Below are 22604 nucleotides of genomic sequence, written 5' to 3' on the forward strand. Positions count from 1 at the left end.
TTATTTCGGACCTATCGGCCCCGCGACCTGCGTTACCGTCTCCTTGCGGCGGCGGAACAGCTTGCCCTTTTCGCTGAACAGCACCAGCAGCAGGCCCAGCAGTGAAAACAGGAACATCGACATGCCGACCGGCTGCGCCGTGCCGTCATAGGCTGATCCCACCAGCGCCCCCAGAATGGCGCCGCCGCCCACGCGCATGGCGTTTTGCAGCGACGATGCCGATCCTGCGAAATGGCGGAAAGGCTGCAAGGCGATCGAGCTGAAATTAGCGCCAAGGAACCCGATCAGCGACAGGTTGACTGCCATCAACGGGGCGAACAGCCAGAAATTGTCCGGCGCGTAATGGGCGGCCAGCCACTGCAGCCCGGCCATCACCACGAACAGCAGCAGCGCCGAATGGCTCACCCGCCGCGCGCCGAATTTCTCGACAATGCGGGCATTCACGAAATTGCTGGCCGCCATGCACAATGCCATGCCGCCGAACACATAGGCGAATTTCTCACCCAGTCCGAAATGATGCGCGACAAGCTGTTCCGAGCTGTTGAGATAGCCATACAGCCCGCCGAACACGAGCGTCGCGCCAAAGACATAGCCGACCGCGTCGCGATTGGTGAGGATAGTGCGGAAATTGCGCCCGACCCTGCCAAGGTCGAGATCCTGCCGGTGATCTGGATGCATCGTTTCGGCAAGGCGCAGATAGACCCAGCAGAACATGATGATCCCCATGGCGAACATCAGCCCGAAGATCGAACGCCAGCCCGCGAAAAGCAGGATCGCCTGCCCGATGGTCGGTGCCAGCACGGGCACCACCATGAATACCACCGCGATCATGGAAACCATGCTGGCCATGGCGTCGCCTTCATACTTGTCGCGCACGACGGCATTGGCGATCACCGCGCCTGCCGATGCGACCATGCCATTGGCAAAGCGAAAGGCGATCATCATCGGGAAGCTGTCGATCACCATGCACAGGAAATCGAAGCAGCAATAGGTAGCGATGCCAGCCAGCAGCACGCGCCGCCGACCGAACCGGTCGGCGAGGAAGCCGAACACCAGCGAACCGGCGCCCATGCCGATGAGATAGCTGCCGACAATGAGCTGGCGATGATTGGGATCGCTCGCACCCAGATCGACCGCCATTTCGCCAAGGGCGGGCAGCATGGTGTCGATGCCAAGGGCCTGAAGGGCCATGACCATGGCAAGCATCATCGTGAACTCGGCGCGGCCGAGTTCTGCCGGAGGGCGGGGAGGGCGGATCATTGGTCATCCCTTGCGCCGATTATTGCCGGCGCTCAACCGAAAAAGCCTGTGACCCATATTGTAAAAGCCGTCTGCCGGTCTGCAATTTTCGCCATTGATCGCCTATCTGTTGGGCGTGAGCGAACAGGATGCCTTTGACGATGAGGAGGACGCGACCCGCGAGGCAGCGGGAATGCGCAAGATCATCCATGTCGACATGGACGCCTTTTTCGCCAGCGTCGAACAGCGCGATAATCCCGACCTGCGCGGCAAGCCCGTGGCCGTCGGCGGGTCATCTGGGCGCGGCGTGGTCGCGGCGGCAAGCTATGAGGCGCGCCGCTTTGGCGTGCGTTCCGCCATGCCATCGGTCACGGCCAAGCGGCTCTGCCCCGATCTCGTCTTCTGCAAATCGCGTTTCGACGTCTACCGCGAGGTAAGCGGCCAGATCCGTGACATTTTCCGCGACTATACCGATCTCGTCGAACCGCTTTCGCTGGACGAGGCCTATCTCGACGTTACGGAGGACCGGCACCAGCTGGGCAGCGCCACAGCCATCGCGCAGGCCATCCGCCGCCGCATCCGGGACGTCACCGATCTGACCGCCAGCGCCGGGGTCAGCTACAACAAGTTCCTCGCCAAGCTGGCATCGGACCAGAACAAGCCCGATGGCCTGTGCGTCATCAGGCCGGGGGAAGGGGCAGCCTTTGTTGCCGGGTTACCCGTTTCGCGTTTTCACGGCGTCGGGCCCAAGGGCGCGGAGAAGATGGCGCGGCTGGGGATCGAAACGGGCGCCGACCTTGCGGCAAGGGACCTGCCTTTCCTCCGCGCCAATTTCGGCAGCTTCGCCGACTATCTGTTCCGCGCCGCACGCGGCGTCGACCTGCGCGAAGTGCGCGCCCACCGTATCCGCAAGTCGCTGGGCGGAGAGCGGACCTTTCATGAAGACCTGTCGGCGCCCGGCCCGCTGCGCGAGGCGATGGACAATATCATCGACATCGTCTGGGACCGGATTGAAAAGGCCGAGGCGCGCGGCCGCACGGTCACGCTGAAGCTGAAATACAATGATTTCCAGATCGCGAGCCGCGCGAAGTCGATCCCGCATTTCGTATCGGGCAAGGCCGAGTTCGCGCAGATCGGGCACGCATTGCTGGCCGAGACGCTCCCCCTCCCGCGCCCGATCCGGTTGATGGGGCTGACCCTATCAAAGCTGGAAGGTGTGGAACCGAAAAAGCGCGGTGATGAGAGGCGCCAGCTCGACCTGTTCTAATTGTCGAGCGCGGCCATCGCATAGCGCCTTGCCCATAGCGACATGTTGGCGGGCAGCGCGTCGGCGGGAAAGAAGCGTGCCTCGGCAATTTCGCGCGCGTCGATGACGGGTTGGCCGGAAACGCTGGCGGCATAGACGATGACATCGTTCACCGCGCCATGCATCTCGACATCCTCGCGCATGACCTGCGCAAGGGCGCTTGCCGTCAGTCCGACCTCTTCGGAAAGCTCGCGATACGCGGCAATCTCATGCGTCTCGCCCTTGTCGACGCCGCCGGTGACGAGCTGCCATTCATCCTGCGCGCGATAGGAATGGCGCACCAGCAGCACCGCGCCCGAGGCATCGCGCGGCACCAGCGCGACACCGCGGATGCATGGCTTTCGCGCCTTCCAATAGAGCCTGCGCACCCTTTCTCCCACGCGCAGCACCGCACGGTGCACGGGCGCGGGCAGGCGATGGACGAGCGGAATGTTGGGCATGGACAGGCAGGCTCAGGGGCAGGCAGGCTCAGGGGCGGGCAGGCTCAGGAGAAGCAGGCGATCTCGTTACGCGCAGCGCCCAGCAGGCGGGCGACCGGCAGATCGTTTTCGCCACGCGCGGCAGCCTCGAACAGCGCCAGCTTTTCATCGCCCTTGACCACGAACATCAGCGCCTCTGCGGTAAGGAATTTCGGCAGGGTTAGCGTGACGCGGTCGAACGGCGCTTCGGGCGGCAGCGGGTCGGGGGTGAGGCGCTTGACCTGCGCCGGATCGTCGACCTTGGGATCGGTATTGGGGAAGAGCGAGGCGACATGGCCATCCAGCCCCATGCCCAGCCATGCCAGCGTGAAATGCGGCGGCTGCGCATCCTCGGTCAGTTCCACGACTTTGGCACCGGTATCGGACAGGGCGGCGGCGAGGCGGCCGTAATTGCTGGCTTCATGCGTGGCAGGCACGATGCGATCATCGCCCGGCCAGATCTCGATCCGGCTCCAGTCGAGATCGTGTTTCGCGAGTTCGGCAAAGATGGGGAAGGGGGTGGACCCGCCCGGAACGGTGATCGCGACCAGCCCCTCGCGCTCTGCCAGTGCCTTGCCCAGATGGCCTGCCAGCCATTCGGCGATCTCACCATCGGTCCAGCCCTTGTGATAGGCGATTTCGGTCATCATGGGCGGGGGCTCCTGTCGTATTCGTGTGAGCCCGCGAGGTGGCGATCCCGCTTATCATTGGCAAGGGGCTAGGCGGGGGCTTCGCACTGATCGGGCGGATTGCCGATCTGCTGCCACAGCTCGATCTTCACGCCATCGGGATCGAGCAGCCATGCGAACTTCCCATAGGGTTCGGCGATGGAATCGAGCACCTCGACCCCGCGCGCAGCGAGATCGGCGATGAACCCGTCCAGATCGTCGACCCGCAGGTTGATCATGAAGGGGGCTGTGCCCGGCTTCATATAGGTGTCGTCCTTGAAATGGCTGACCAGCGAATAGGGCTGCTCGCACGGCTCCTCGCTCCAGCGCAGCATCGGGCCGAAATCGCCATCAATGCCAAGGACGTCGCGATACCACCGGCGCGTCGCCTCGGGGTCCTTCGTCACATAGAATACGCCGCCAAGGCCTGTGATCTTTGCCATGATGTGCCCCCTTGAAATCCATGCGCGATCTTACATGCATGGCGATAGGGCGCCATGAAAAAGGGGAGCGGCAAGGCGGTGCCCCGTCGCTCCCCCTGAATGGGGCGATGGAAACCGCGATCAGTGCATCGTCGCTTCACGCGGGACAGCCGGGCTTGTGCCCAAACGGCTGACCAGCACGATCGCGGCCCACGAAGCGATGAAGCCGGGAATGATCTCATACACGCCGGGGCCGCCAAGGAAGCTGTCGCCAAAGCCTGCCGAGATCCAGCCGATCACCACCAGCGCGCCGGTAACAAGGCCCGCGACCGCGCCCGATCCGGTCATCTTGTCCCAGGTCAGCGCCAGCACGATCAGCGGGCCGAAGGCCGCGCCGAAACCGGCCCACGCGTTGGAGACGAGGCCCAGCACTTCGCTTTCCGGGTCTGCCGCGATCGCGATGGCGGCCAGCGCCACCAGCAGCACGCATACGCGGCTGACGTTCACGGTCTCGCGCTCCGTCGCATCCTTGCGAAAGAACAGGCGGTAGAAATCTTCCGTCAGCGAGGAAGAGGCGACGAGGAGCTGCGAGCTGATCGTCGACATGATCGCGGCCAGCAGCGCCGCCAGCAGGAAGCCGGTGATCAGCGGGTGGAACAGCGTGTCGGCCAAAAGGATGAAGATCGTTTCCGGATCTTCCAGCGTCAGGCCATTCAGTTCCACATGCGCGCGGCCAAGGATGCCGACGCCCAGCGCGCCGATCAGCGAGACGAACATCCAGCTCATCCCGATATTGCGAGCGGTCTTAACCCCGCCTTCCTTCACCGCCATGAAGCGCACGATGATGTGCGGCTGGCCGAAATAGCCAAGGCCCCAGGTGATCGCCGACAAGAAGCCGATGACGCCAAGCCCGTGGAACAGGGACAGGAAATTAGGGTCGACACCGTGCACCGCGCGGCTGGCCGCATCCATGCCGCCATCGCTGGTCAGCACGACGATCGGCATCAGGATCAGCGCGACCACCATGATGCAGCCCTGTACGAAATCAGTAAGCGACACGGCAAGGAAGCCGCCGACCATGGTGTAGGCCAGCACGACGCCTGCGGTCATCCAGATGCCGGTCATGTAATCGCTCATCCCCGTATCGCCGAACAGCCCTGCGAAGGAGGACACGAACAGCTTGCCGCCGCCGACAAGGCCTGCCGCGGTATAGACGGTGAAGAACAGCACGATGATGATGGCCGAAACGACACGCAGCGCGATGGCGCGGTCGGGGAAGCGGTTGGCGAGGAATTCAGGGATCGTCAGGGCATTGCCGTAAGACACGGTCTGGTCGCGCAGCCGGGGCGCGACGACGATCCAGTTGACCAGCGCGCCGATGAACAGGCCGATGCCGATCCATGCCTCGACAAGCCCGCTGGCGTATAGTGCGCCGGGCAGCCCCAGCAGCAGCCAGCCCGACATGTCGGACGCGCCGGCGGACAGCGCCGCGACGGCCGGAGGCAGGTTACGCCCGCCGAGGAGATAGCCTTCCGACGAATCGGTCGACTTCTTCCAGGCGAACAGGCCGATGCCAAGCATCAGCACGAAATAGAGGGTGAGGGATATGAGTGTTCCGGTAGCCATGGGGAGGCCACATAAGGGGCCGAGCCGGTTTTGGCCACCGCCCGACGCAATAAAGACCGGAATCTGCGGAGATTCCGGTCTTTATTCTTGCATCATTGCGTGGGTCGCGCGGCTTACGCGTCAACCTTGCGCTTGGCTTTCTTGCGCTCATGCGGGTCGAGCAGGGCCTTCCTGAGACGGATGTTCTGCGGCGTGACCTCGACCATCTCATCGTCGTCGATATAGGCGATGGCCTGTTCCAGCGTCATCTTGGTCGGCGGGGTCAGGCGGATGGCATCGTCCTTGCCGGTCGAACGGAAGTTCGTCAGCTGCTTCGACTTCATCGGGTTGACTTCAAGATCGTCGGGCTTCGCATTTTCGCCGATGATCATGCCTTCATACAGCTTTTCCTGCGGAGAGACGAACAGGATGCCGCGTTCCTCAAGGCTGTTGAGGGCGTAGCCGACGGCTTCGCCGGTCGCGTTCGAGATGAGCACGCCGTTCTGGCGGCCTTCGATCGGGCCCTTGTAGGGGCCGTATTTCTCGAACAGGCGGTTCATGATGCCGGTGCCGCGCGTGTCGGACAGGAATTCACCGTGATAGCCGATCAGCCCGCGCGAGGGGGCCGAGAAGGCGATACGCGTCTTGCCCACGCCCGAGGGGCGCATTTCGGTAAGGTCGGCCTTGCGGCGCTGCATCTTTTCAACGACCGTGCCCGAATATTCGTCGTCCACGTCGATGACGACGGTTTCATACGGTTCGGTGCGCTGGCCGTCTTCTTCGCCAAAGATCACGCGCGGGCGGCTGATGCCCAGTTCGTACCCTTCGCGGCGCATCGTCTCGATCAGAACGCCAAGCTGAAGCTCGCCGCGGCCGGCAACCTCGAAGCTGTCCTTGTCGGCAGATTCGGTGACGCGGATGGCGACGTTCACTTCGGCTTCGCGCATCAGGCGGTCACGGATCAGGCGGCTGGTGACCTTGTCGCCCTCGCGGCCCGCATAGGGGCTGTCATTGACCGAAAAGCGCATGGCCAGCGTCGGCGGATCGATCGGCTGTGCGGCGATGGGATCGGTGACGGCAGGATCGGCAATGGTGTTCGACACGGTCGCCTTTTCAAGCCCGGCCAGCGCGATGATGTCGCCAGCGCGCGCTTCCTCGACCGGAACGCGGTCAAGGCCGCGGAAGGAGAGGAGCTTCGATGCGCGGCCGGTCTCGATGACCTTGCCGTCGGCGTCCAGAGCGCGGATCGGGTCATTGACCTTGATCGTGCCCGACTGGACGCGGCCCGTAAGGACGCGGCCCATGAAATTGTCGCGGTCCAGCAGAGTGGCGAGGAAGGAGAAGGGTGCGTCCTCGTCAAGGCCCGGCGAGGGGACGTGGTCGCGGATCAGGTTGAACATCGGCGTCAGGTCGCCCGAACGCGCCTCGATGTCCTCGCTCGCATAACCGTTGCGGCCCGAAGCGTAGAGCGTGGGGAAGTCGAGCTGTTCGTCATTCGCGTCGAGCGAAACGAACAGGTCGAAGATCTCGTCCAGCACCTCGTCGGCGCGGCCGTCGGGACGGTCGATCTTGTTGACGACGACGATGGGCTTGAGGCCCAGCGCCAGCGCCTTGCCGGTCACGAACTTGGTCTGCGGCATCGCGCCTTCGGCCGAATCGACCAGCAGGATCACGCCATCGACCATCGAGAGGATGCGCTCCACCTCGGCGCCGAAGTCGGCGTGGCCGGGGGTGTCGACGATGTTGATCCTGAGGCCTTCCCACACGATGGAGGTGGGCTTGGCGAGAATGGTGATGCCGCGTTCTTTTTCGAGATCGTTCGAGTCCATGGCGCGTTCTTCCACGCGCTGATTGTCACGGAACGTGCCCGATTGGCGGAAAAGCTGGTCGACGAGCGTGGTCTTGCCATGGTCGACGTGCGCGATGATCGCGATATTGCGAAGGTCGGCGGACATGAGGTCCCTCTTCAAAAATGCATCTGTCAGCTGGTCGAGGGAGGGCCGGCTGCCCTGCATTCGCCGCGTCGCCCACCCAAACAGGCAGGCCGCGCCCTTTTCACGAGCGCGCCCCTATAGCAGAGTGTGCATTGCAGCAAGTCTTTTGCCTGTTGCCATTGCGCCACACCGCGATCCATAGCAGTGGGAAATTATATTACCCCGATTGCCTGCACACCCCGGCTTTTCTAGGTTTCGCAGCATAGATTGGCTCACCGGGAGGATGCAAAGGCACCACCGGATCGGACAGGGCCTGAGAGGACAAGCAGAGGAACATCATAATGCGAATGACTGGTCGCGGCTATTCGGCCGTGCGCGCTGTCGTATTGTCGGGCGTGAGCCTGGCGGCGGTGGCTGCGCCGGTTCAGGCACTGGCGCAGGACGCCGAAAACCCCACCGAAGAAAGCGCGGAGCCGGTCTATGCCGAGCCCGTCTATGCGGATGCCGCGTTCGAGGATGGCGAGCAGCCGATCGCGCAGGGCAATGACATCATCGTCACCGCGACGAAGCGCGCGCAGACGTTGCAGGATGTACCGGTCGCCGTGACCGTCACCACCGAAGAGCAGCTTGAGCGCGCCGAGATTCGCGATCTGAAGGACCTCACGACCGAGGTGCCCTCGCTGCGCGTGACCCAGCTGCAGTCCAGCGCCAACACCAATTTCATCATCCGCGGTTTCGGCAATGGCGCGAACAATGCCGGCATCGAACCTTCGGTCGGTGTCTTTGTCGACAATGTCTATCGCTCGCGCAGTGCCGCGCGCGTCAACGACCTGCCCGACCTGCAGCGGATCGAAGTGCTCTCAGGCCCGCAGTCGACCCTGTTCGGCAAAAACGCCAGCGCGGGCGTGATTTCGATCACCACGCGCGAACCGCAGTTCGAATTCGGCGGCCAGGGCGAGGTGAGCTATGGCAATTTCAACGCCATCGTCGCCAAGGGGCTGGTCACCGGTCCGCTCACCGACAGCATCGCGGCATCGCTGGCTGGCGGCATCAACAAGCGCGACGGCTATATCCGCGACGCGGCGCAGGGCAAGGACACGAACGAGCGCAACCGCTGGTTCACTCGCGGCCAGCTGATGTTCGAACCCAATGACATCTTCAAGGTCCGCCTGATCGGCGATTACGAGAAGGTGGACGAGGACTGCTGCGCCAATGTGCTGCTGTTCAACGGCCCGACAGGCTTTGCGGTCAATGCGCTGGGCGGCCAGTTCTCCGACCCGGCCGATCCCTATGCCGATGTCGTCTATTCGAACAAGCCTTCGACGAACGACATCAAGAACTGGGGCTTTTCGGGCCAGGTCGATTTCGGCTTCGGTCCTTTCGGGCTGACCTCGATCACCGCCTATCGCGGCGTCGATGCGCTGACCGACCAAGATTCGGACTTCACCAGCGCCGACCTGATCAGCACCAATGCGCAGGACCTGAAGATCCGCACCTTTACGCAGGAGCTGCGCGCCACCGCCGAATTCGGTCCGGTCAGCGTGCTGCTGGGCGCGTTCTATTTCAATGAGAATATCGACCAGACCAACGACCTCCTGCTTGGCAGCGATTTCCGCAATTACGCGGATCTGCTGATCCAGCAGCAGACCGGCGGCGCATTGAACGCCACCTCGGTCGAGGCGACCATCGGGCAGCTGACCACGGGCGATCCAACCACCTATCTCGGCCAGTTCTTTGGCAACGGGCAGGGGCTGGACGAGGCCTACACGCTCGACAACGAGGCGATCAGCCTGTTCGGCCAGCTCGATTTCGAGCTGACTGACCGCCTGACGCTGACGGCGGGCCTCAACTACACGAAGGACAACAAGACCTTCGCGACCGACACTTTTACCACCGACACGTTCTCGACGATCGACCTGGTGCAGGTGGGGCAGACCGCGATCTATGCGCAGGCCGTGGGCGGCGGGCTCGATCCCGCGACGGCGCTTGCCTATGCGCAGGCCAATGCCACGAACCCGGATGTGAACCCGCTGCTGGGGCTGCAGGCGCTGCAGTTCCTGCCGCCGTTCCTCAATGTGCCGAACGTGGTCGAAAACGGAAAGATCAAGGACGACGACCTGTCATACACGCTGCGCGCAGCCTATGACATGACCGATACCGTCAATGTCTACCTGTCCTATGCAACCGGCTACAAGCCGCCGTCGGTCAATCTGTCGCGTGACAGCCGCCCGTTCCCGGCGGACCGCGCCGCGATCCAGGCCGCAGGCATCGACGTGCCGAACCTGACCTACACCAGCCGCTATGCCAATGCGGAGGATTCCAAGGTCTATGAGCTGGGCATCAAGGGCAATTGGGGGCTGGCCTCGGTGAATTTCGCCGCGTTCCGCCAGTCGATCACCAATTTCCAGTCGAACATCTTCACCGGCACCGGCTTCTTCCTCGCCAATGCGGGCAAGCAGCAGGTCGACGGGTTCGAGTTCGACGGCACCGTCACCCCGGTCGATCCGCTGACGCTGCGGCTCGCGGTCACCTATCTAGATGCCGAGTACAAGGATTTCCCCGTCTCGGGCGTGGGCGACCTGACCGGAACGAAGGTCGCGGGCGTGCCGCCGCTGTCGGTGACGTTCTCGGGCCAGTACACGCATGAGCTTTCCAGCGGATCGCTGATCGCGCGCGGCGCGTACCACTATGAATCGCCTGTCCAGGTCATCGAAGGGCTACCGGGCCTCCTTAGCCAGGGACAGGAAGTTGCCATCGGGGCGGTGCGTCCGTTCCCGCGGCAAGTGGATGAATTATCCGCCTCGCTTACCTATGCGATGGACAATGGGTTCGAGATTTCTGTCTGGGGCCGTAATCTTCTTAACGATAGATATTTGCTATCTATCTTCGATACGCCTATTCAACCGGGGAGCTTCTCCGGTTACCCGAACCAGCCTCGCACCTATGGCGCGACGGCACGCTTCAAGTTTTAAGGGGCGTTCGGACCACCGGAACACGAAATCTGACCGTGAGTGTCAGGGGAGAGGGAAGGGGCCGAGCCGTCTGGCATCGGCCCCTTTTTCGTTGAAATTTGCAATTTCCCACCGGCCAAGCGATAGTTGCGCCGGACGTTTCCTCCCGTGGGGTTCGGGAGGGATAAACGGGGGAAATCAATGGAATACATGCTGATGCCGTTCGCGCGCTTCTTCGACTTTTCGGGTCGGTCGCGGCGTAAGGAATACTGGATGTTCGTGCTTTTGAACACGATCGTGCAGATCGTGCTGGCCGGAATCATGTTTGCGGGCGGTGCCAGTTTCGACGTGTACGGGCAGGCCAGCTATGGCCCTATGTTCTGGCTCGGTGGCGGGCTTCTGGCGCTCTATTGGCTTGCCGTATTGATTCCCTCGGTCGCGGTGACGGTGCGGCGTTTCCACGATCAGGACAAATCGGGCTGGCTCACCCTGCTGGTCTTCGTGCCATATCTGGGCGGGCTGATCGTCTTTGTCTTCATGCTGCTGGAAGGGACGCGCGGTCCCAACCGCTATGGCCCCGATCCCAAGGAAGGCCTGCCGCGCGGCGTCTGACTGGCGGCGGTTTCTAAAGACTGCGCAGCGCGCTCGCCGGGCGGGCGCGCAGCACGGGCAATGACGCGGCGGTGGCGGCGATAATCACCAGCGCCGCGCCGCCCAGCAATACCGCGAATACGATGGGCCAGTCAGGCTGAAACGGCAGGTCGAAAAGCTGGACCATCACGCCCCAGCCGACCGCGCCGCCCAGCGCAAATGCGACCAGCGCCAGCAGCCCTGCAAGCAGCGCATAGCGCACGGCCAGCGCGCCCAGCACCTGTGCCCGGCTCGCGCCCAGCACGCGCAGCACCACGGTCTCGTAACTCTCTCGCGCCCGCGCGGCGGCAATCGCGCCCAAGAGCACGGCAAGGCCCGCCAGCACGGTGACGCTGGCCGCGGCAAGGATCGCGGCGGCCATGCTGCCCAATATGTCGCGCGCCTGCCGCAGCACCTGCCCGACCTCGATCACGGCGCTTCCGGGAAATTCGCGAACCAGAGCGCCCAGCAGGGCACGCCTGTCCGCCCCCGGCGACAGCGATACGGTGGCGGCGTAATTATGCGGCGCATCGGCAATCGCGCCGGGGCTGAAGACCAGCACATGGTTGAAGCCGAGGTCATCCCACTCGATCCGGCGCAGCGATGCGATGGTCGCCTCCCGCTCCGCGCCCAAAAGGCTGATGACGAGCGTGTCGCCTACGCCAAGGTCCAGCGCATTGGCCAGATCCTCATCGACGGACACAAGGCTTTGCGATGCGCCTTCCTCCTCGCTCCACCATTCGCCGCTGGTGACCGAATTGCCATCGGGCACATTTGTCGCATAGGTCAGTCCGCGTTCCCCGCGCAGCGCCCATGCGCCTTCGGGGATGTCCTCCAGCTCATCCACCCATGTCAGCGCGTCGGCGGGGCCGTAGGAAAGGATGGAGCCGCGCATGTTGGGCACGCTGCGCACGGCCGATCCGGGGGCCAGCCTGTCGACTTCGGCGGTGAAACCATCCACCCGGCCCGACGGCAGGTCGAGCACGAAGTAATCGGGTGCCGCGCTGGGCAGGCTGTTTTCGACATGATTGTCGAGCGCGGTCTGGATCGCGGCAATGGCGGTGAACGCGGCAAGGCCAAAGCCCAGCGCCGTGGCCAGCGCCACGGTCGGCGCGCCGGGTCGATTCAGTGCAGCCAGCCCCATGCGCACGGCAAGGCCCGATCCGGTGCGCGGCAGGCGGGCAGCCAGAAATTTGATGCCGAACCCGATCAACGCCAGCAGCGCCAGCACCACGGCGGCCCCCACGATGAACCAGACATTCAACAGCGGATCGCGCGCACCCACCAGCACCAGCGCGAAAAGCAGCACGATGCCGATCCCCACTGGCCATGCCGCCGCGCGCCACACCGCCTTTTGCCGCGTCACGGCAGAGCGGAACAGCGCCATGGCCGTCACTTGCCGCGCCGCGATCAGGGGCGGGGCGGCAAAGATCAGCGCGACCAGCAAGGCAAAGGCGGCTGCGCGCAGCAGCGCCCAGACATCGAAGCTGAACTGCGCCTCTACCGGCAAGAGGCCCGACAGCATCGAGGCCAGCAGCGGTACGGCAAGAAAGCCCAGCGCCAGCCCCGCGATCACCCCGACCAGAGAAGCCGCGACGACCTGTATCGCGTGGATGCGCATGACATCGCCGCTGGACGCGCCCACGACTTTCAGCGTGGCGATCGCGCCGCGCCTGCTGTCGAGCCAGCTCGTCACCGCACCCGCGATCCCGATCCCGGCAATGAACAGGGCGGCCAGCCCGACCAGCGTCAGGAATTGCCCCATGTTCGCCATCAGCCTGTCCGCACCGGGCGAAGCGCGATCACGCGTGCGGCTGTCCCAGCTTCCCAGCTTGAACTGTTCCTCGAACCCCTTGGCCGCGGCGTCGACATCGGCAGTAGCGGGCAGCTTTACCCGATATTTGAAGCGCGCCATCGATCCGGGCTGGATCAGCGCGGCATCGTCCAGCGTTGCTTCGGAAATCAGCATCGGCGGGCCGAGCGAGAATCCTTCGGACAAGCGGTCGGGTTCATTGGCGATCAGGCCGGCGATGCGCACCTGCGTGTCGCCAAGGCGAACTTGAGCGCCTTCCTCGATCCCCAGCCGGTCGAGCAGGCCGGGATCGACCCATGCCTCTCCGCGTGGCGGCGCGCCGACGGTGCGGCCATCGCGCAGGGTCAGCTGTCCGTACAGCGGGTATGCGCCGTCGACGGCCTTTAATTGCACGGGCGCGGCGCGGGTGTCGTCGCCGCTGCCGACCGACGCCAGCGCCTGCATCCGCGCTCCGCCGGATACGGCTCCCATGGCCTGCAGTGCGACCAATTCCTCTGGCCCGGCGGGCTGGCCATAGCGGCGCAGTTCGATGTCGCCGCCCAATATTTCCTGCCCGCGCGATGACAGTTCGCCGCGGATCGTTCCTTCCAGCGTGCCGATGGCGGACAGCGCCGCTGCGCCCAGGAACAGGCAGATGATGAGGAGGCGAAGCCCCTTGAACCGCCATGAGAAATCGCGGCGAGCCAGTCGAAGCGCCAGCCCCCAGCGCGAGGAGAAATCGTTCACGCCGGTTCCGCTCCGGCCCGGTCGGAGATGATGCGCCCGTCCGCCAGTTCCAGCACGCGCTGGCATTTCTCGGCGAGCGCAGGGTCATGGGTGATGAGGAACAGGGTCGCCCCGCTCTCGGCCCTGCGGTCAAAGAGCAGGCGGATGATGTCCGTCCCGGTGGTGCTGTCGAGATTGCCGGTGGGCTCGTCCGCGAAGATCAGCGCCGGGCGCGGGGCGAGCGCGCGCGCGATGGCGACGCGCTGCTGTTCCCCGCCCGATAACTGCGTCGGGTAATGATCGATCCTGTGGCCAAGACCCACCGCCTCCAGTTCGGCGCGGGCGCGGCCAAAGGCGTCGTCCATTCCGGCGAGTTCCAGTGGGGTGGCGACATTTTCCAGCGCGCTCATGGTGGGGAGCAGGTGAAATGCCTGCAGCACGATGCCGATGCGGCCCCGGCGCGCGGCGGCCAGCTGATCTTCCGATAATGTCGGCGCGCCCGGTCCTGCGAAATGCGCGCCCGCCACTTCCAGCGATCCGCCGGTGGCGCGTTCCAGCCCGGACAGAACCGCCATCAGGCTGCTCTTCCCCGAACCCGAGGGTCCGAGCAGCGCCACGGTCTGTCCAGCGGGCACCGCAAGGTCGATCCCCTTCAGGATCGGAACTTCTGCCCGCGTGTTGCCCAATGTCAGGGTCAACCCCTGCGCAAGGATGGCGGGGTGGTCGGTGCTGGCGGCGGTGTCGGGGATAGGAGCGGTCATTGTCTCGGCCATGGTGCATGACATAGGGTGCGGCTGGCAACAGGATAAGAGCCGGATGGAAGGAAGTGTCGCAGTGGCCCAACGAATAATGTCGAAATTGATGGTGCCGGTGATGGCGCTGCTGCTTGCCGCCTGCGGGCAGGCCGATGGTGGGGCCGATGCAAAGGAGACCGCAGCGCCGGTCGTTACGGGTGAGCCGGTCACGGTGCTGGCATTCGGGGACAGCCTGTTCGCGGGCTACAAGCTGGCGCGCAGCGAAAGCTATCCGGCAAAGCTGGAGCGGGCCCTGCGCGCGAGGGGGCTGAACGTGACCGTGCGCAATGCGGGCGTTTCGGGCGATACCACGGCGGCGGGGCTGCAAAGGCTCGACTTCGTGCTGGATTCGCTTTCCACGCCGCCGGACCTCGTGCTGGTGGAACTGGGCGCGAACGACATGCTGCGCGGTCTTTCAGCGGGGGATGCGCGGGCCAATCTCGACACCATCATGACGAAGCTGAATGGCCGCGACCTGCCAGTCATGCTTTACGAGATGAAGGCCGCGCCCAATCTGGGCGGCGAATATGGCGGGGAGTTCAATTCGATTTATCCCACGCTGGCGGACAAGCATGACGCCGAACTGGTGCCGTTTTTCATCGAGCCGCTGATCTTTGACCGTTCGCTGGTCCAGTCCGACCAGGTGCACCCCACGGCCGAAGGCGTGGATGCCATGGTCGAAAAGACCGTCGACGACATCGCCGAGCGGGTGGAGGAGCTTTAGGCCTCTTTCTCGACCGCGCCGCCGGTCACGCGCCAGACGGAGGCCTTGCCTTCGAGCCCGGTGAATAGGGCAAGCTCGGTTCCGGTCATCCAGACCTGTGCGCCGCTTGCCTCCAGTCTCTCGAACAGGGCGGCGCGGCGAACGGGATCGAGGTGGGCCGCGACTTCATCGAGCAGTAGCACCAGAGGGCGGCCGCCATCGGCCAGCATCGCATGGGCGAGCGTGATCGCGATCAGCAGCGCCTTTTGCTCTCCGGTCGAGCAATCGGCTGCGGGGCGGCCGGTGCCCGCCATGTGCACCGACAGATCATCGCGATGGGGCCCGTGCAGCGTGCGGCCCGCACCTCGCTCTGCCGGGCGGGCGCTGCGCCAGCGGGCAGCAAGCGCATCGGCATCCGTCGGGCTGGACGGATCAATCGCGATTTCGGGCCGGGCGAAGGGCTGGTCGGGCAGGGTGGCAAGGCGCTCTGCCAGCATCTCCACCACGGCGGCGCGGTTCTCGGCAATGGCGGCGCCTGCCTCGGCCATTTCCTTTTCCAGCGCGTCGAGCCATGTGGGATCGGGCGAGCGGTCGCCCGATAGCAGCCGGTTCCTTTCGCGCAGCGCCTTTTCGTAACGGCCCGAATGGCTGGCGTGTTCAGGCCTTATCGCCAACACCATGCGGTCAAGGAAACGGCGGCGGCCCGATGCGCTGTCCATGAAGAGCCGATCCATCGCCGGGGTCAGCCACGCGACCGAAAGCCATTCGGCAAGGCGCGAGGCGGGAAGCGCCGCTCCGCTTGCCTGCACGATGCGGCGGGAGGGCCCGGAGCCATCACCGGCCTGAACCGCCGTGCCCAGCCGAACCGGGGTCACGCCGCTGACGAGGTCAGCGCCGATGGCAAAGCCGGGCGCATCGTCGCGGCTCATTTCGCTCAATTGCGCGCGGCGCAGCCCGCGTCCCGGTGTGAAAAGCGACAGCGCCTCCAGTACATTGGTCTTGCCCGCGCCATTGGGGCCGACCAGCAGGTTGAAGCGTGCCGTGCCCTCAAGCCTTGTCGCCTGATGGTTCCTGAAATCAGCCAGCCGAATACGGTCGAAAGCCATGCGCGATGCGCTAGCGGCCAGCGCGAGGTGCGACAATGAAAACAGCGATCCCAAAGTTTGGGAAAAATTCCCGAAACATGGTTTCGTTCATCGTGCAGCCAGTTTTAGTATATTCATAAGTCATTGTTAATCCGTGACTTTTAAAACTGGCACGGTCCCTGCAAAGTATTTGGCATGGAGGGCATGTGGCCCGATCCGAACCAAACTAAAGGGGAAATATAATGTTCAAGTCTTCCGAATTCGCCTCGCAGGCCGTTGCCATGGTCATGGCGCTTGCCATCTCGATCTCGGCCTTCGGCGTGACGGTTGCTCCGCAGGATGTTAACCTCGACGCTCCGATCTCGCAGGGGATGATGGCGTGAGCAATCTGATGAATGGCAATAACAACGCCCCGAGCAAGTTTCACCTCGACAAGCGCAATGCGAAATTGATGGGTGTCTGCTCGGGGATCGCCGATTACTTCGGCATCGACGTGACGCTGGTGCGCATCGCCTGGGTTGCAGGCACGCTGCTTGGCGTCGGATCGCTGATCCTGGTCTATATCCTGATCGGGCTTATCGCGGATTGAGGAGCGCTCTCGGGCGCTCCCCAATTTCCAACTCTCATGACTGTTCGCGATGCGCGAAGGGCGAAAAATCGGTGCTGGCATCGAAAACATCCACGCCCTCGCGCCGCTTGAGCCAGCCCACCACGACATAGGTCACCGGAGTCAGCACCGCTTCCCACGTGGTCTTCAGCACCCATTGCGTGATCGCCACCCAGATCACCAGATCGGTCGTCCAGCCCGACACGCCCAGAAAGGCGATGGGGTAAAACAGGGCGCTATCCACCCCCTGTCCGAAAATGGTGGATCCGATCGTGCGGGTCCAAAGCCATTTCCCGCCGGTCCAGACCTTCATCTTCGCCAGCACATAGGCATTGACGAATTCGCCCGCCCAGAACGCGATGATCGAGGCGAGGACGATGCGCGGCACCTGACCGAACACGGCTTCATAAGCGGCTTGATTGCCCCATTCGGGCGCGGGCGGCATGGCGACGACGACCCAGCTCATGAACGCCATGAAGACCAGCGCGCCAAAGCCTGCCCAGATGCAGCGGCGCGCGGCGGCATAGCCATAAACCTCTGTCAGCACGTCGCCGATGACATAGGACACGGGGAAGAACAGCAACCCCGCGCCAAAAGGCCACAGCCCCACCACCGGCAATTCGATCGCGGCCACCTTGCCCGCGCCGATGACGTTCGAGAGCAGCAGGATGGTGACGAAGGCCGCCATCACGAAGTCGAACCAGCGATATTGCGACGGGGCGGGCGCCAGCTTCGGGTCGTGCTGGGCTTCGCCGATCGGCGGTTGGGCGGGATTGCGCGCGGCCTGGGCGGGCGCGTTGCTGTCTGGCTGCATGAGAACGGGCGATAGCGCCATTTGGATTGCTAGCAAAGCGCCTAGCCGATTGCAGGAGCGGGATGACGCCGCTATGCGCATCGCCAGCGCGCGCCCTTAGCTCAGCTGGATAGAGCACGAGACTTCTAATCTTGAGGCCGCAGGTTCGACTCCTGCAGGGCGCGCCAATCTCACCATCCAAGCCGGTTCGCCATCTGGCGGCACATAATGCGGGCGGCAGGCGGGCGTGCTGCTTCTTTCGGGGCAATTTGGTCCGTCTCCGAACCCGATACAAATCGCGACACGTTTCGTCCCATCCGAATGGAAACTTTGATGCCTTTGGACGTTAGGCCGGGCAGAATCCATTTCGGAGTAAGGGTTTGCAATCATATCGGGTAAAGTTCGCCGACGGCAGCGGTATATCGAAGCATCTGAGCTTTCAGGCCGCAAACATCGACCGGGCGAAAGAGCGCATGGACCGCGAGGCATTCGGCAGCTGGGCCTGGCTGTGGGAGAATGACTCGCTCGTTTTCGAAAACAGGATCTGAACGCGGCACGCAGGTCTGCCGATACAGATCTGCCCGACGAGATCCTACCTCTGTGCCGATGGCAATATCAGGCGCGCCTTTGCGCGACGTCTATCCAGAGCATGATGTACCTTGCCCCTGGCGTGCCGGTTCTGACGCCTCGCGGGGAAGCCGGTGTGCGAAACGCAACGCCGGATGGTGATCTTTAGTCACCGCCCACGGGGCTGATAGCGCCTTTCAAATCCCGGGATCCCGTGCAATTGCTGCCAGCCGGCGCGGTCGGCCAAGGTCGCTGCGCAGTTCAATCGGGATCGGGAAAGACCATGGCCTACAGCTTCACCATCAACGACCGGCAGGTCACCGCGGAAGAGGGCGACATGCCCCTGCTCTGGTTCCTGCGCGAAGAGATGGACCTGGTCGGCACGAAATTCGGCTGCGGCATTGGCAGTTGCGGGGCCTGCACCGTGCTGATCGATGGCGAACCGACGCGCAGCTGCGTCATGCCGGTCGAAGCGGTGGACGGCGCCGCCGTCACCACGATCGAGGGGCTGGCGAAGAACGGCGAATTGCACCCGGTGCAGCAGGCCTGGATCGAGGAAGACGTGCCCCAGTGCGGCTATTGCCAGACCGGGCAGATCATGGCGACCATCGGTCTCCTCAAATATACGCCCGACCCCAGTGAGACCGAAGTTCGCGAACAGCTGAACAATTTCTGCCGCTGCGGCACCTATGCCCGCCTCATGAAAGGCGTGAAGCGCGCTGCCGAGCTGACGAAAGCCGCAGGCGAAGCGGGAGAGAAGGCATGACGCTTGCCCTTGATCGTCGCAGCCTGCTTCGGGTCAGCGCCTATGCGGGCGGGATGATGCTGACGGTGGGCGGCGCGGCTGCCCGCGCCGCGCAGGGCGATGCCGCCGCAGCGGCGCAGGACCTTGGGCTTTATGTCCAGATCCGGCCCGATAACACGATCCTGATCCGCACCGCCACGACCGAGATCGGGCAGGGCACGCTGACATCCGTTCCCATGCTGATCGCCGAGGAACTGGACGCGGACTGGAGCCGGGTCGAGACCGAAATGATGACCCCGCAGCTGAAGTCGACCGACACCGGCGGCATGCCCGAAGGCGTGTTTGCGCAAGGGGCGGGCGGTTCGCGCGCGATCATGACAAGCTGGACCCCGGCACGAAAGGTGGGGGCGATCGCCCGCGCCATGCTGGTGGCGGAAGCCGCCGCGCGCTGGAAGGTGAAGCCGGACACTCTCGAAACCGAGAGCGGCTGGGTGGTCGATGCGGCAAGGGATCGCCGTATCGCTTACGGGGAGCTGGCGGCAGGGGCCGCTGTCCGCGCTTTGCCCGATGGCGAAATCGCGCTGAAAGACCCGGCGGATTTCCGCATTGTCGGGCAGCCGCAGAAACAAAAGAATACGCTGGCCATCGTGACCGGCAAGCCGATGTTCGGCATCGACCACAAGATGGAAGGCATGCTCCACGCCGTGGTGCTGCGCCCGCCGCAGGTCGGCGCGCAGGTCGCCTCTGTCGACGATAGCGCGGCCAAGGCGATGAAGGGCGTGCATTCCGTGGTGCGCCTGCCCGACCAGACTCCGGGGCAGGTCTGGGGTTATGACCCGATCGGCGCGGGCGTGGCGGTTGTCGCGACCAGCCATTGGGCCGCGCTGAAAGCGCGCGACGCGCTGGCCGTGGAGTGGACCGACCCGCCGACGGCGGAAAACAGCGCCGACATGGTGGCAGAGGCCGAAGCAAAGCTGGCCGGGGGCGAGGGGCTGAAGGTGCAGGAAGTGGGCGATGTCGATGCCGCCTTCGCCAATGCGGCCAAGGTCGTGAAGGCGCGCTATCAGGCCCCACTCGTGGCGCATGCCACGCTGGAGCCGCAGAACACCATCGCCCATGTCACCGCCGAGAAGGCAACGATCATCACCCCCAGCCAGCAGCCCGGCAGCTGCGCCCGTACGGTGGCGGCCATCACCGGCCTGCCGCTGGAAAAGATCGACGTCACCATGACGCGGTCGGGCGGCGGTTTCGGGCGCAGGCTCGCCACCGATCAGGTCGCCGAAGCGGTCTATATCGCCAAGGCGGTCGACCGTCCGGTCAAGCTGCTGTGGACCCGCGAATGCGACATGCGGACCGATTTCTATCGCAATGGCGGCGTGCATCTGATGGAAGCCGCGCTCGATGCCGATAATCGCGTCATCGGGTGGAAGCATGGCGTCGCCAGCCATTCGATCAATTATCGCCGCAGCGAGGACCAGAGCATCGAGGCGCTATCGAGCCGCGAAGTCCCGACCGAGGATGCGCCGGGCGTGCTGGTCCCCAATCGCCGCTATGATTTCATGCCGATCTATAGCGCGGTGGCGCGCGGATGGTGGCGCGCGCCGCGCGCCAATATTTTCGGCTGGGCGGAACAGGCCTTCGTCGACGAATTGGCCGAAGCGGCGGGCGAGGACCCGCTGGCCTTCCGGCTTAAGCTGTTGGAGGGCGAGGGCAGCTATGGCGACGGGCGCGATCAATACACGCTCGCCCGCTTGTCTGGCGTGCTGCGCCATGTTGGCGAAAAGGCGGCATGGAAGGGGCCGGAAGCGGGCGGCGGCAAGGCGCGCGGGATCGCGGGTCATTTCTCGTTCGGCAGCTATGTCGCCCATGTCGTCGATGTGACCGTGACCGAGGGGGGCGCATTTTCCGTCGACCGGGTCGTATCGGCCATCGATTGCGGCGTGGCGGTCAACCCGAACGGCATCGCCATGCAGAACGAAGGCTCGATCAACGATGCGCTGTCCACCGCGCGCGAGCTTGAGATCACGCTGACGAATGGCGCAGTCGATCAGACCAATTTCGACAGCTATCAGGTCATGCGCATGATCGGGGCGGCAACGCGGATCGAAACGCATATCGTGCCCAGCACCGAGGCGCCTTCGGGCATGGGCGAACCTGCCCTGCCGCCCTTTGCCCCGGCGCTGACCAACGCGCTTTATGCCGCGACGGGCAAGCGTATCCGGCAATTGCCGATCGGCACGCAGCTCGCCTGATTGGAACAGACCCGTCGAAGGTGGTGCGAACTGACAGGGTTTCGCGGGCCTCGCGGTAATGCGGGGCTTGCGTTGCTGCGTCATGCTTCTATCGACGGGGCACGATGCCGCGTCACCTCGCCATGCTCCGGACCAGCGCCCGTGATCGATAAGCGCTTCCTGCCCCCGGTGGCCGCATTGCGCGCGTTCGAGGCGGTCGGAAGACTGGGCGGCATACGCAAGGCGGCAGAGGAGCTGGGCGTCGATCACGCTGTCGTCAGCCGCCATGTCAAATCGCTGGAATCGTTGATGGAAACCCCGCTGATGATCCGCGACGGACAGGCCAGCCGCCTGACCGAGGAGGGCGCCGAATATCACGACAAGATCTCGGTCGCCCTCAACCTGATCGTCAACGCGACGGCAGGCGTGCTGGGGCCCGAAGGTGAGCGGGAACTACGCGTCTGGTGCTCGCCGGGCTTTGCGCTGTTGTGGCTGAGCGATCATATCGGCGAGTTCATCAGCGCCAATCCCGATCTCGACGTCGAATTTCGCCCTGCTGACAATCTGGCCGATTTCCGATCGCGCGAGGTGGATTGCGATATCCGCTATCTGCGCGACTGGCAGACGACCAGCCTGCCGAAAATCCTGCACCGGGCCGATTTCTCGCGCCCCGCCGTGTTTCCGGTGGCCAGCCCGGAATTCATCGCGACCATGCCCCCGATCAGGGATGCAGGCGACATGCTCGGCCTGCCGCTGCTGCATGAAGAGAGCAACGACGAATGGCGCCATTGGCTTGAGGCGCAGGGTGTCAGCGTTTCGGCCCCGATCCCCGGAGCGCGGCTATGGCAGGCGCATCTGACGCTGAGCGCGGCGCGCAAGGGGCATGGCATCGCGCTCGCCAATCGGTTCATCATCGGCGATGCGCTTTCATCGGGAGAGCTGGTCGAGATCAAGCCGGCAAGCGGCGAGTTCGAGGCGGTCTCGTTCGGTGCCTATACCTTCCTCGCGCGGGAAGAGGAGTGGGGTGCCGACCACATACGCCGGTTTCGCCGCTGGCTTCAGGACGTTTCCCTCTAACGCCTCCGCAGGCGAAGCAGATGGTGCAAGCATGACCGAAACAGCCAGAGCCGCCGCCATTACCGCGGTGTGGGACCCGGGCAAGGAGTTGAAGCCGATGTGGCTTAATCTGCCAGATAGCGATGGCCTGTGCATCGAATGCCCGGCGTACTCGCCGCTTTTTGACGTGAAGCATGGCGCAGCGCCTGAAGGGCCGGGCAATATCGCGCTCACCTGCTACAAGTCCGAAATGCGCGATGGCGCGATCCACATCCAGCTGTCCTGACCCGGT

At 64.1% G+C, this 22604-nt stretch carries 20 protein-coding genes and 1 tRNA gene; 11 read left to right on the forward strand and 10 right to left on the reverse strand.

All coding sequences use genetic code 11. The features are described 5' to 3' along the window. The gene (locus tag A9D13_RS18490; RefSeq protein WP_066777193.1) at positions 1-1260 is read right to left on the reverse strand and encodes a multidrug effflux MFS transporter; all 1260 of its coding nucleotides are present in this window, start codon (positions 1258-1260) and stop codon (positions 1-3) included. A 172-nt stretch (positions 1261-1432) separates the two neighbouring features. Between A9D13_RS18490 and dinB the strand changes: the two genes are divergently transcribed. Then, positions 1433-2506, forward strand: coding sequence for a DNA polymerase IV (gene dinB / locus A9D13_RS18495; protein WP_082922575.1), 1074 nt, complete (start codon positions 1433-1435; stop codon positions 2504-2506). On the opposite strand, the gene A9D13_RS18500 is transcribed toward dinB, so the two are convergent. The 5 genes from A9D13_RS18500 to typA all read right to left on the reverse strand — a co-directional run bounded on the left by A9D13_RS18500 (position 2503) and on the right by typA (position 7653). Beyond that, positions 2503-2985 carry an NUDIX domain-containing protein gene (locus tag A9D13_RS18500; protein ID WP_082922558.1) on the reverse strand — a complete coding sequence of 161 codons (483 nt, stop codon included), beginning with the start codon at positions 2983-2985 and terminating at the stop codon, positions 2503-2505. The genes dinB and A9D13_RS18500 overlap by 4 nt on opposite strands. Before the next feature lie 44 nt (positions 2986-3029). Next, the gene (locus A9D13_RS18505; protein ID WP_373288762.1) at positions 3030-3653 is read right to left on the reverse strand and encodes a 6-phosphogluconolactonase; all 624 of its coding nucleotides are present in this window, start codon (positions 3651-3653) and stop codon (positions 3030-3032) included. A gap of 68 nt (positions 3654-3721) precedes the next feature. Then, positions 3722-4114: a VOC family protein gene (locus A9D13_RS18510; RefSeq protein WP_066777196.1), complete on the reverse strand. Its 393-nt coding sequence runs from the start codon at positions 4112-4114 to the stop codon at positions 3722-3724. Positions 4115-4234: 120 nt separating this feature from the next. Next, the gene (gene putP, locus A9D13_RS18515; RefSeq protein WP_066777198.1) at positions 4235-5719 is read right to left on the reverse strand and encodes a sodium/proline symporter PutP; all 1485 of its coding nucleotides are present in this window, start codon (positions 5717-5719) and stop codon (positions 4235-4237) included. A 113-nt stretch (positions 5720-5832) separates the two neighbouring features. Continuing rightward, a complete protein-coding gene (gene typA / locus A9D13_RS18520) occupies positions 5833-7653 on the reverse strand; it encodes a translational GTPase TypA (protein ID WP_066777201.1) in 1821 nt (606 codons plus the stop codon). A gap of 320 nt (positions 7654-7973) precedes the next feature. Here typA and A9D13_RS18525 point away from each other — a divergent pair, with 320 nt between their 5' ends. Both A9D13_RS18525 and A9D13_RS18530 read left to right on the forward strand, forming a co-directional pair. Further along, positions 7974-10604 carry a TonB-dependent receptor gene (locus A9D13_RS18525; protein ID WP_066777203.1) on the forward strand — a complete coding sequence of 877 codons (2631 nt, stop codon included), beginning with the start codon at positions 7974-7976 and terminating at the stop codon, positions 10602-10604. Positions 10605-10784: 180 nt separating this feature from the next. Next, entirely contained in the window at positions 10785-11195 is a 411-nt protein-coding gene (locus tag A9D13_RS18530; protein WP_066777206.1) for a DUF805 domain-containing protein, read from the forward strand. A 13-nt stretch (positions 11196-11208) separates the two neighbouring features. Here A9D13_RS18530 and A9D13_RS18535 read toward each other — a convergent pair whose 3' ends face one another. After that, a complete protein-coding gene (locus A9D13_RS18535; RefSeq protein ID WP_229665465.1) occupies positions 11209-13752 on the reverse strand; it encodes an ABC transporter permease in 2544 nt (847 codons plus the stop codon). Further along, positions 13749-14492 carry an ABC transporter ATP-binding protein gene (locus A9D13_RS18540; protein ID WP_066777600.1) on the reverse strand — a complete coding sequence of 248 codons (744 nt, stop codon included), beginning with the start codon at positions 14490-14492 and terminating at the stop codon, positions 13749-13751. The genes A9D13_RS18535 and A9D13_RS18540 overlap by 4 nt, the downstream gene beginning before the upstream one ends. A 73-nt stretch (positions 14493-14565) precedes the next feature. Here A9D13_RS18540 and A9D13_RS18545 point away from each other — a divergent pair, with 73 nt between their 5' ends. After that, a complete protein-coding gene (locus A9D13_RS18545; RefSeq protein ID WP_229665463.1) occupies positions 14566-15249 on the forward strand; it encodes an arylesterase in 684 nt (227 codons plus the stop codon). Here A9D13_RS18545 and recF read toward each other — a convergent pair. Continuing rightward, a complete protein-coding gene (recF, locus tag A9D13_RS18550; protein WP_066777602.1) occupies positions 15246-16334 on the reverse strand; it encodes a DNA replication/repair protein RecF in 1089 nt (362 codons plus the stop codon). The genes A9D13_RS18545 and recF overlap by 4 nt on opposite strands. 221 nt (positions 16335-16555) lie before the next feature. Here recF and A9D13_RS20675 point away from each other — a divergent pair, with 221 nt between their 5' ends. Continuing rightward, on the forward strand, positions 16556-16696 hold the full coding sequence (locus A9D13_RS20675; protein ID WP_156522176.1) for a hypothetical protein: 141 nt from the start codon (positions 16556-16558) through the stop codon (positions 16694-16696). Further along, positions 16693-16902 (forward strand): PspC domain-containing protein, encoded by a 210-nt coding sequence (locus A9D13_RS18555; RefSeq protein WP_066777215.1) that lies wholly within the window; start codon positions 16693-16695, stop codon positions 16900-16902. Before A9D13_RS20675 ends, A9D13_RS18555 begins: the two co-directional genes overlap by 4 nt. Before the next feature lie 34 nt (positions 16903-16936). Here A9D13_RS18555 and A9D13_RS18560 read toward each other — a convergent pair whose 3' ends face one another. Next, on the reverse strand, positions 16937-17755 hold the full coding sequence (locus tag A9D13_RS18560) for a queuosine precursor transporter (RefSeq protein WP_229665461.1): 819 nt from the start codon (positions 17753-17755) through the stop codon (positions 16937-16939). Positions 17756-17824: 69 nt separating this feature from the next. Between A9D13_RS18560 and A9D13_RS18565 the strand changes: the two genes are divergently transcribed. The 5 genes from A9D13_RS18565 to A9D13_RS18585 all read left to right on the forward strand — a co-directional run bounded on the left by A9D13_RS18565 (position 17825) and on the right by A9D13_RS18585 (position 22598). Beyond that, a tRNA-Arg gene (locus tag A9D13_RS18565) sits at positions 17825-17901 on the forward strand. Between the two features lie 662 nt (positions 17902-18563). Continuing rightward, the gene (locus A9D13_RS18570) at positions 18564-19046 is read left to right on the forward strand and encodes a (2Fe-2S)-binding protein (protein WP_066777218.1); all 483 of its coding nucleotides are present in this window, start codon (positions 18564-18566) and stop codon (positions 19044-19046) included. Continuing rightward, complete coding sequence (locus A9D13_RS18575; RefSeq protein ID WP_066777221.1) at positions 19043-21277, forward strand: xanthine dehydrogenase family protein molybdopterin-binding subunit; 2235 nt, start codon at positions 19043-19045, stop codon at positions 21275-21277. The genes A9D13_RS18570 and A9D13_RS18575 overlap by 4 nt, the downstream gene beginning before the upstream one ends. Positions 21278-21418: 141 nt before the next feature. Then, a complete protein-coding gene (locus A9D13_RS18580) occupies positions 21419-22333 on the forward strand; it encodes a LysR substrate-binding domain-containing protein (RefSeq protein WP_172808227.1) in 915 nt (304 codons plus the stop codon). A 31-nt stretch (positions 22334-22364) separates the two neighbouring features. After that, a complete protein-coding gene (locus A9D13_RS18585) occupies positions 22365-22598 on the forward strand; it encodes a Rieske (2Fe-2S) protein (protein ID WP_066777228.1) in 234 nt (77 codons plus the stop codon). Positions 22599-22604 lie beyond the last annotated feature (6 nt).

Source organism: Croceicoccus mobilis (genome assembly GCF_001661965.1).
Lineage (GTDB): Bacteria > Pseudomonadota > Alphaproteobacteria > Sphingomonadales > Sphingomonadaceae > Croceicoccus > Croceicoccus mobilis.

Bases quoted from the DNA above. Each gene is read 5' to 3' on its own strand.
- A9D13_RS18560 (WP_229665461.1), bottom strand. From the start codon at position 17,755: ATGGCGCTATCGCCCGTTCTCATGCAGCCAGACAGCAACGCGCCCGCC.
- putP (WP_066777198.1), bottom strand. From the start codon at position 5,719: ATGGCTACCGGAACACTCATATCCCTCACCCTCTATTTCGTGCTGATG.
- A9D13_RS18490 (WP_066777193.1), bottom strand. From the start codon at position 1,260: ATGATCCGCCCTCCCCGCCCTCCGGCAGAACTCGGCCGCGCCGAGTTC.
- recF (WP_066777602.1), bottom strand. From the start codon at position 16,334: ATGGCTTTCGACCGTATTCGGCTGGCTGATTTCAGGAACCATCAGGCG.
- A9D13_RS18505 (WP_373288762.1), bottom strand. From the start codon at position 3,653: ATGATGACCGAAATCGCCTATCACAAGGGCTGGACCGATGGTGAGATC.
- A9D13_RS18570 (WP_066777218.1), top strand. From the start codon at position 18,564: ATGGCCTACAGCTTCACCATCAACGACCGGCAGGTCACCGCGGAAGAG.
- typA (WP_066777201.1), bottom strand. From the start codon at position 7,653: ATGTCCGCCGACCTTCGCAATATCGCGATCATCGCGCACGTCGACCAT.
- dinB (WP_082922575.1), top strand. From the start codon at position 1,433: ATGCGCAAGATCATCCATGTCGACATGGACGCCTTTTTCGCCAGCGTC.
- A9D13_RS18585 (WP_066777228.1), top strand. From the start codon at position 22,365: ATGACCGAAACAGCCAGAGCCGCCGCCATTACCGCGGTGTGGGACCCG.
- A9D13_RS18540 (WP_066777600.1), bottom strand. From the start codon at position 14,492: ATGACCGCTCCTATCCCCGACACCGCCGCCAGCACCGACCACCCCGCC.
- A9D13_RS18530 (WP_066777206.1), top strand. From the start codon at position 10,785: ATGGAATACATGCTGATGCCGTTCGCGCGCTTCTTCGACTTTTCGGGT.
- A9D13_RS18525 (WP_066777203.1), top strand. From the start codon at position 7,974: ATGCGAATGACTGGTCGCGGCTATTCGGCCGTGCGCGCTGTCGTATTG.
- A9D13_RS18500 (WP_082922558.1), bottom strand. From the start codon at position 2,985: ATGCCCAACATTCCGCTCGTCCATCGCCTGCCCGCGCCCGTGCACCGT.
- A9D13_RS18510 (WP_066777196.1), bottom strand. From the start codon at position 4,114: ATGGCAAAGATCACAGGCCTTGGCGGCGTATTCTATGTGACGAAGGAC.
- A9D13_RS20675 (WP_156522176.1), top strand. From the start codon at position 16,556: ATGTTCAAGTCTTCCGAATTCGCCTCGCAGGCCGTTGCCATGGTCATG.
- A9D13_RS18575 (WP_066777221.1), top strand. From the start codon at position 19,043: ATGACGCTTGCCCTTGATCGTCGCAGCCTGCTTCGGGTCAGCGCCTAT.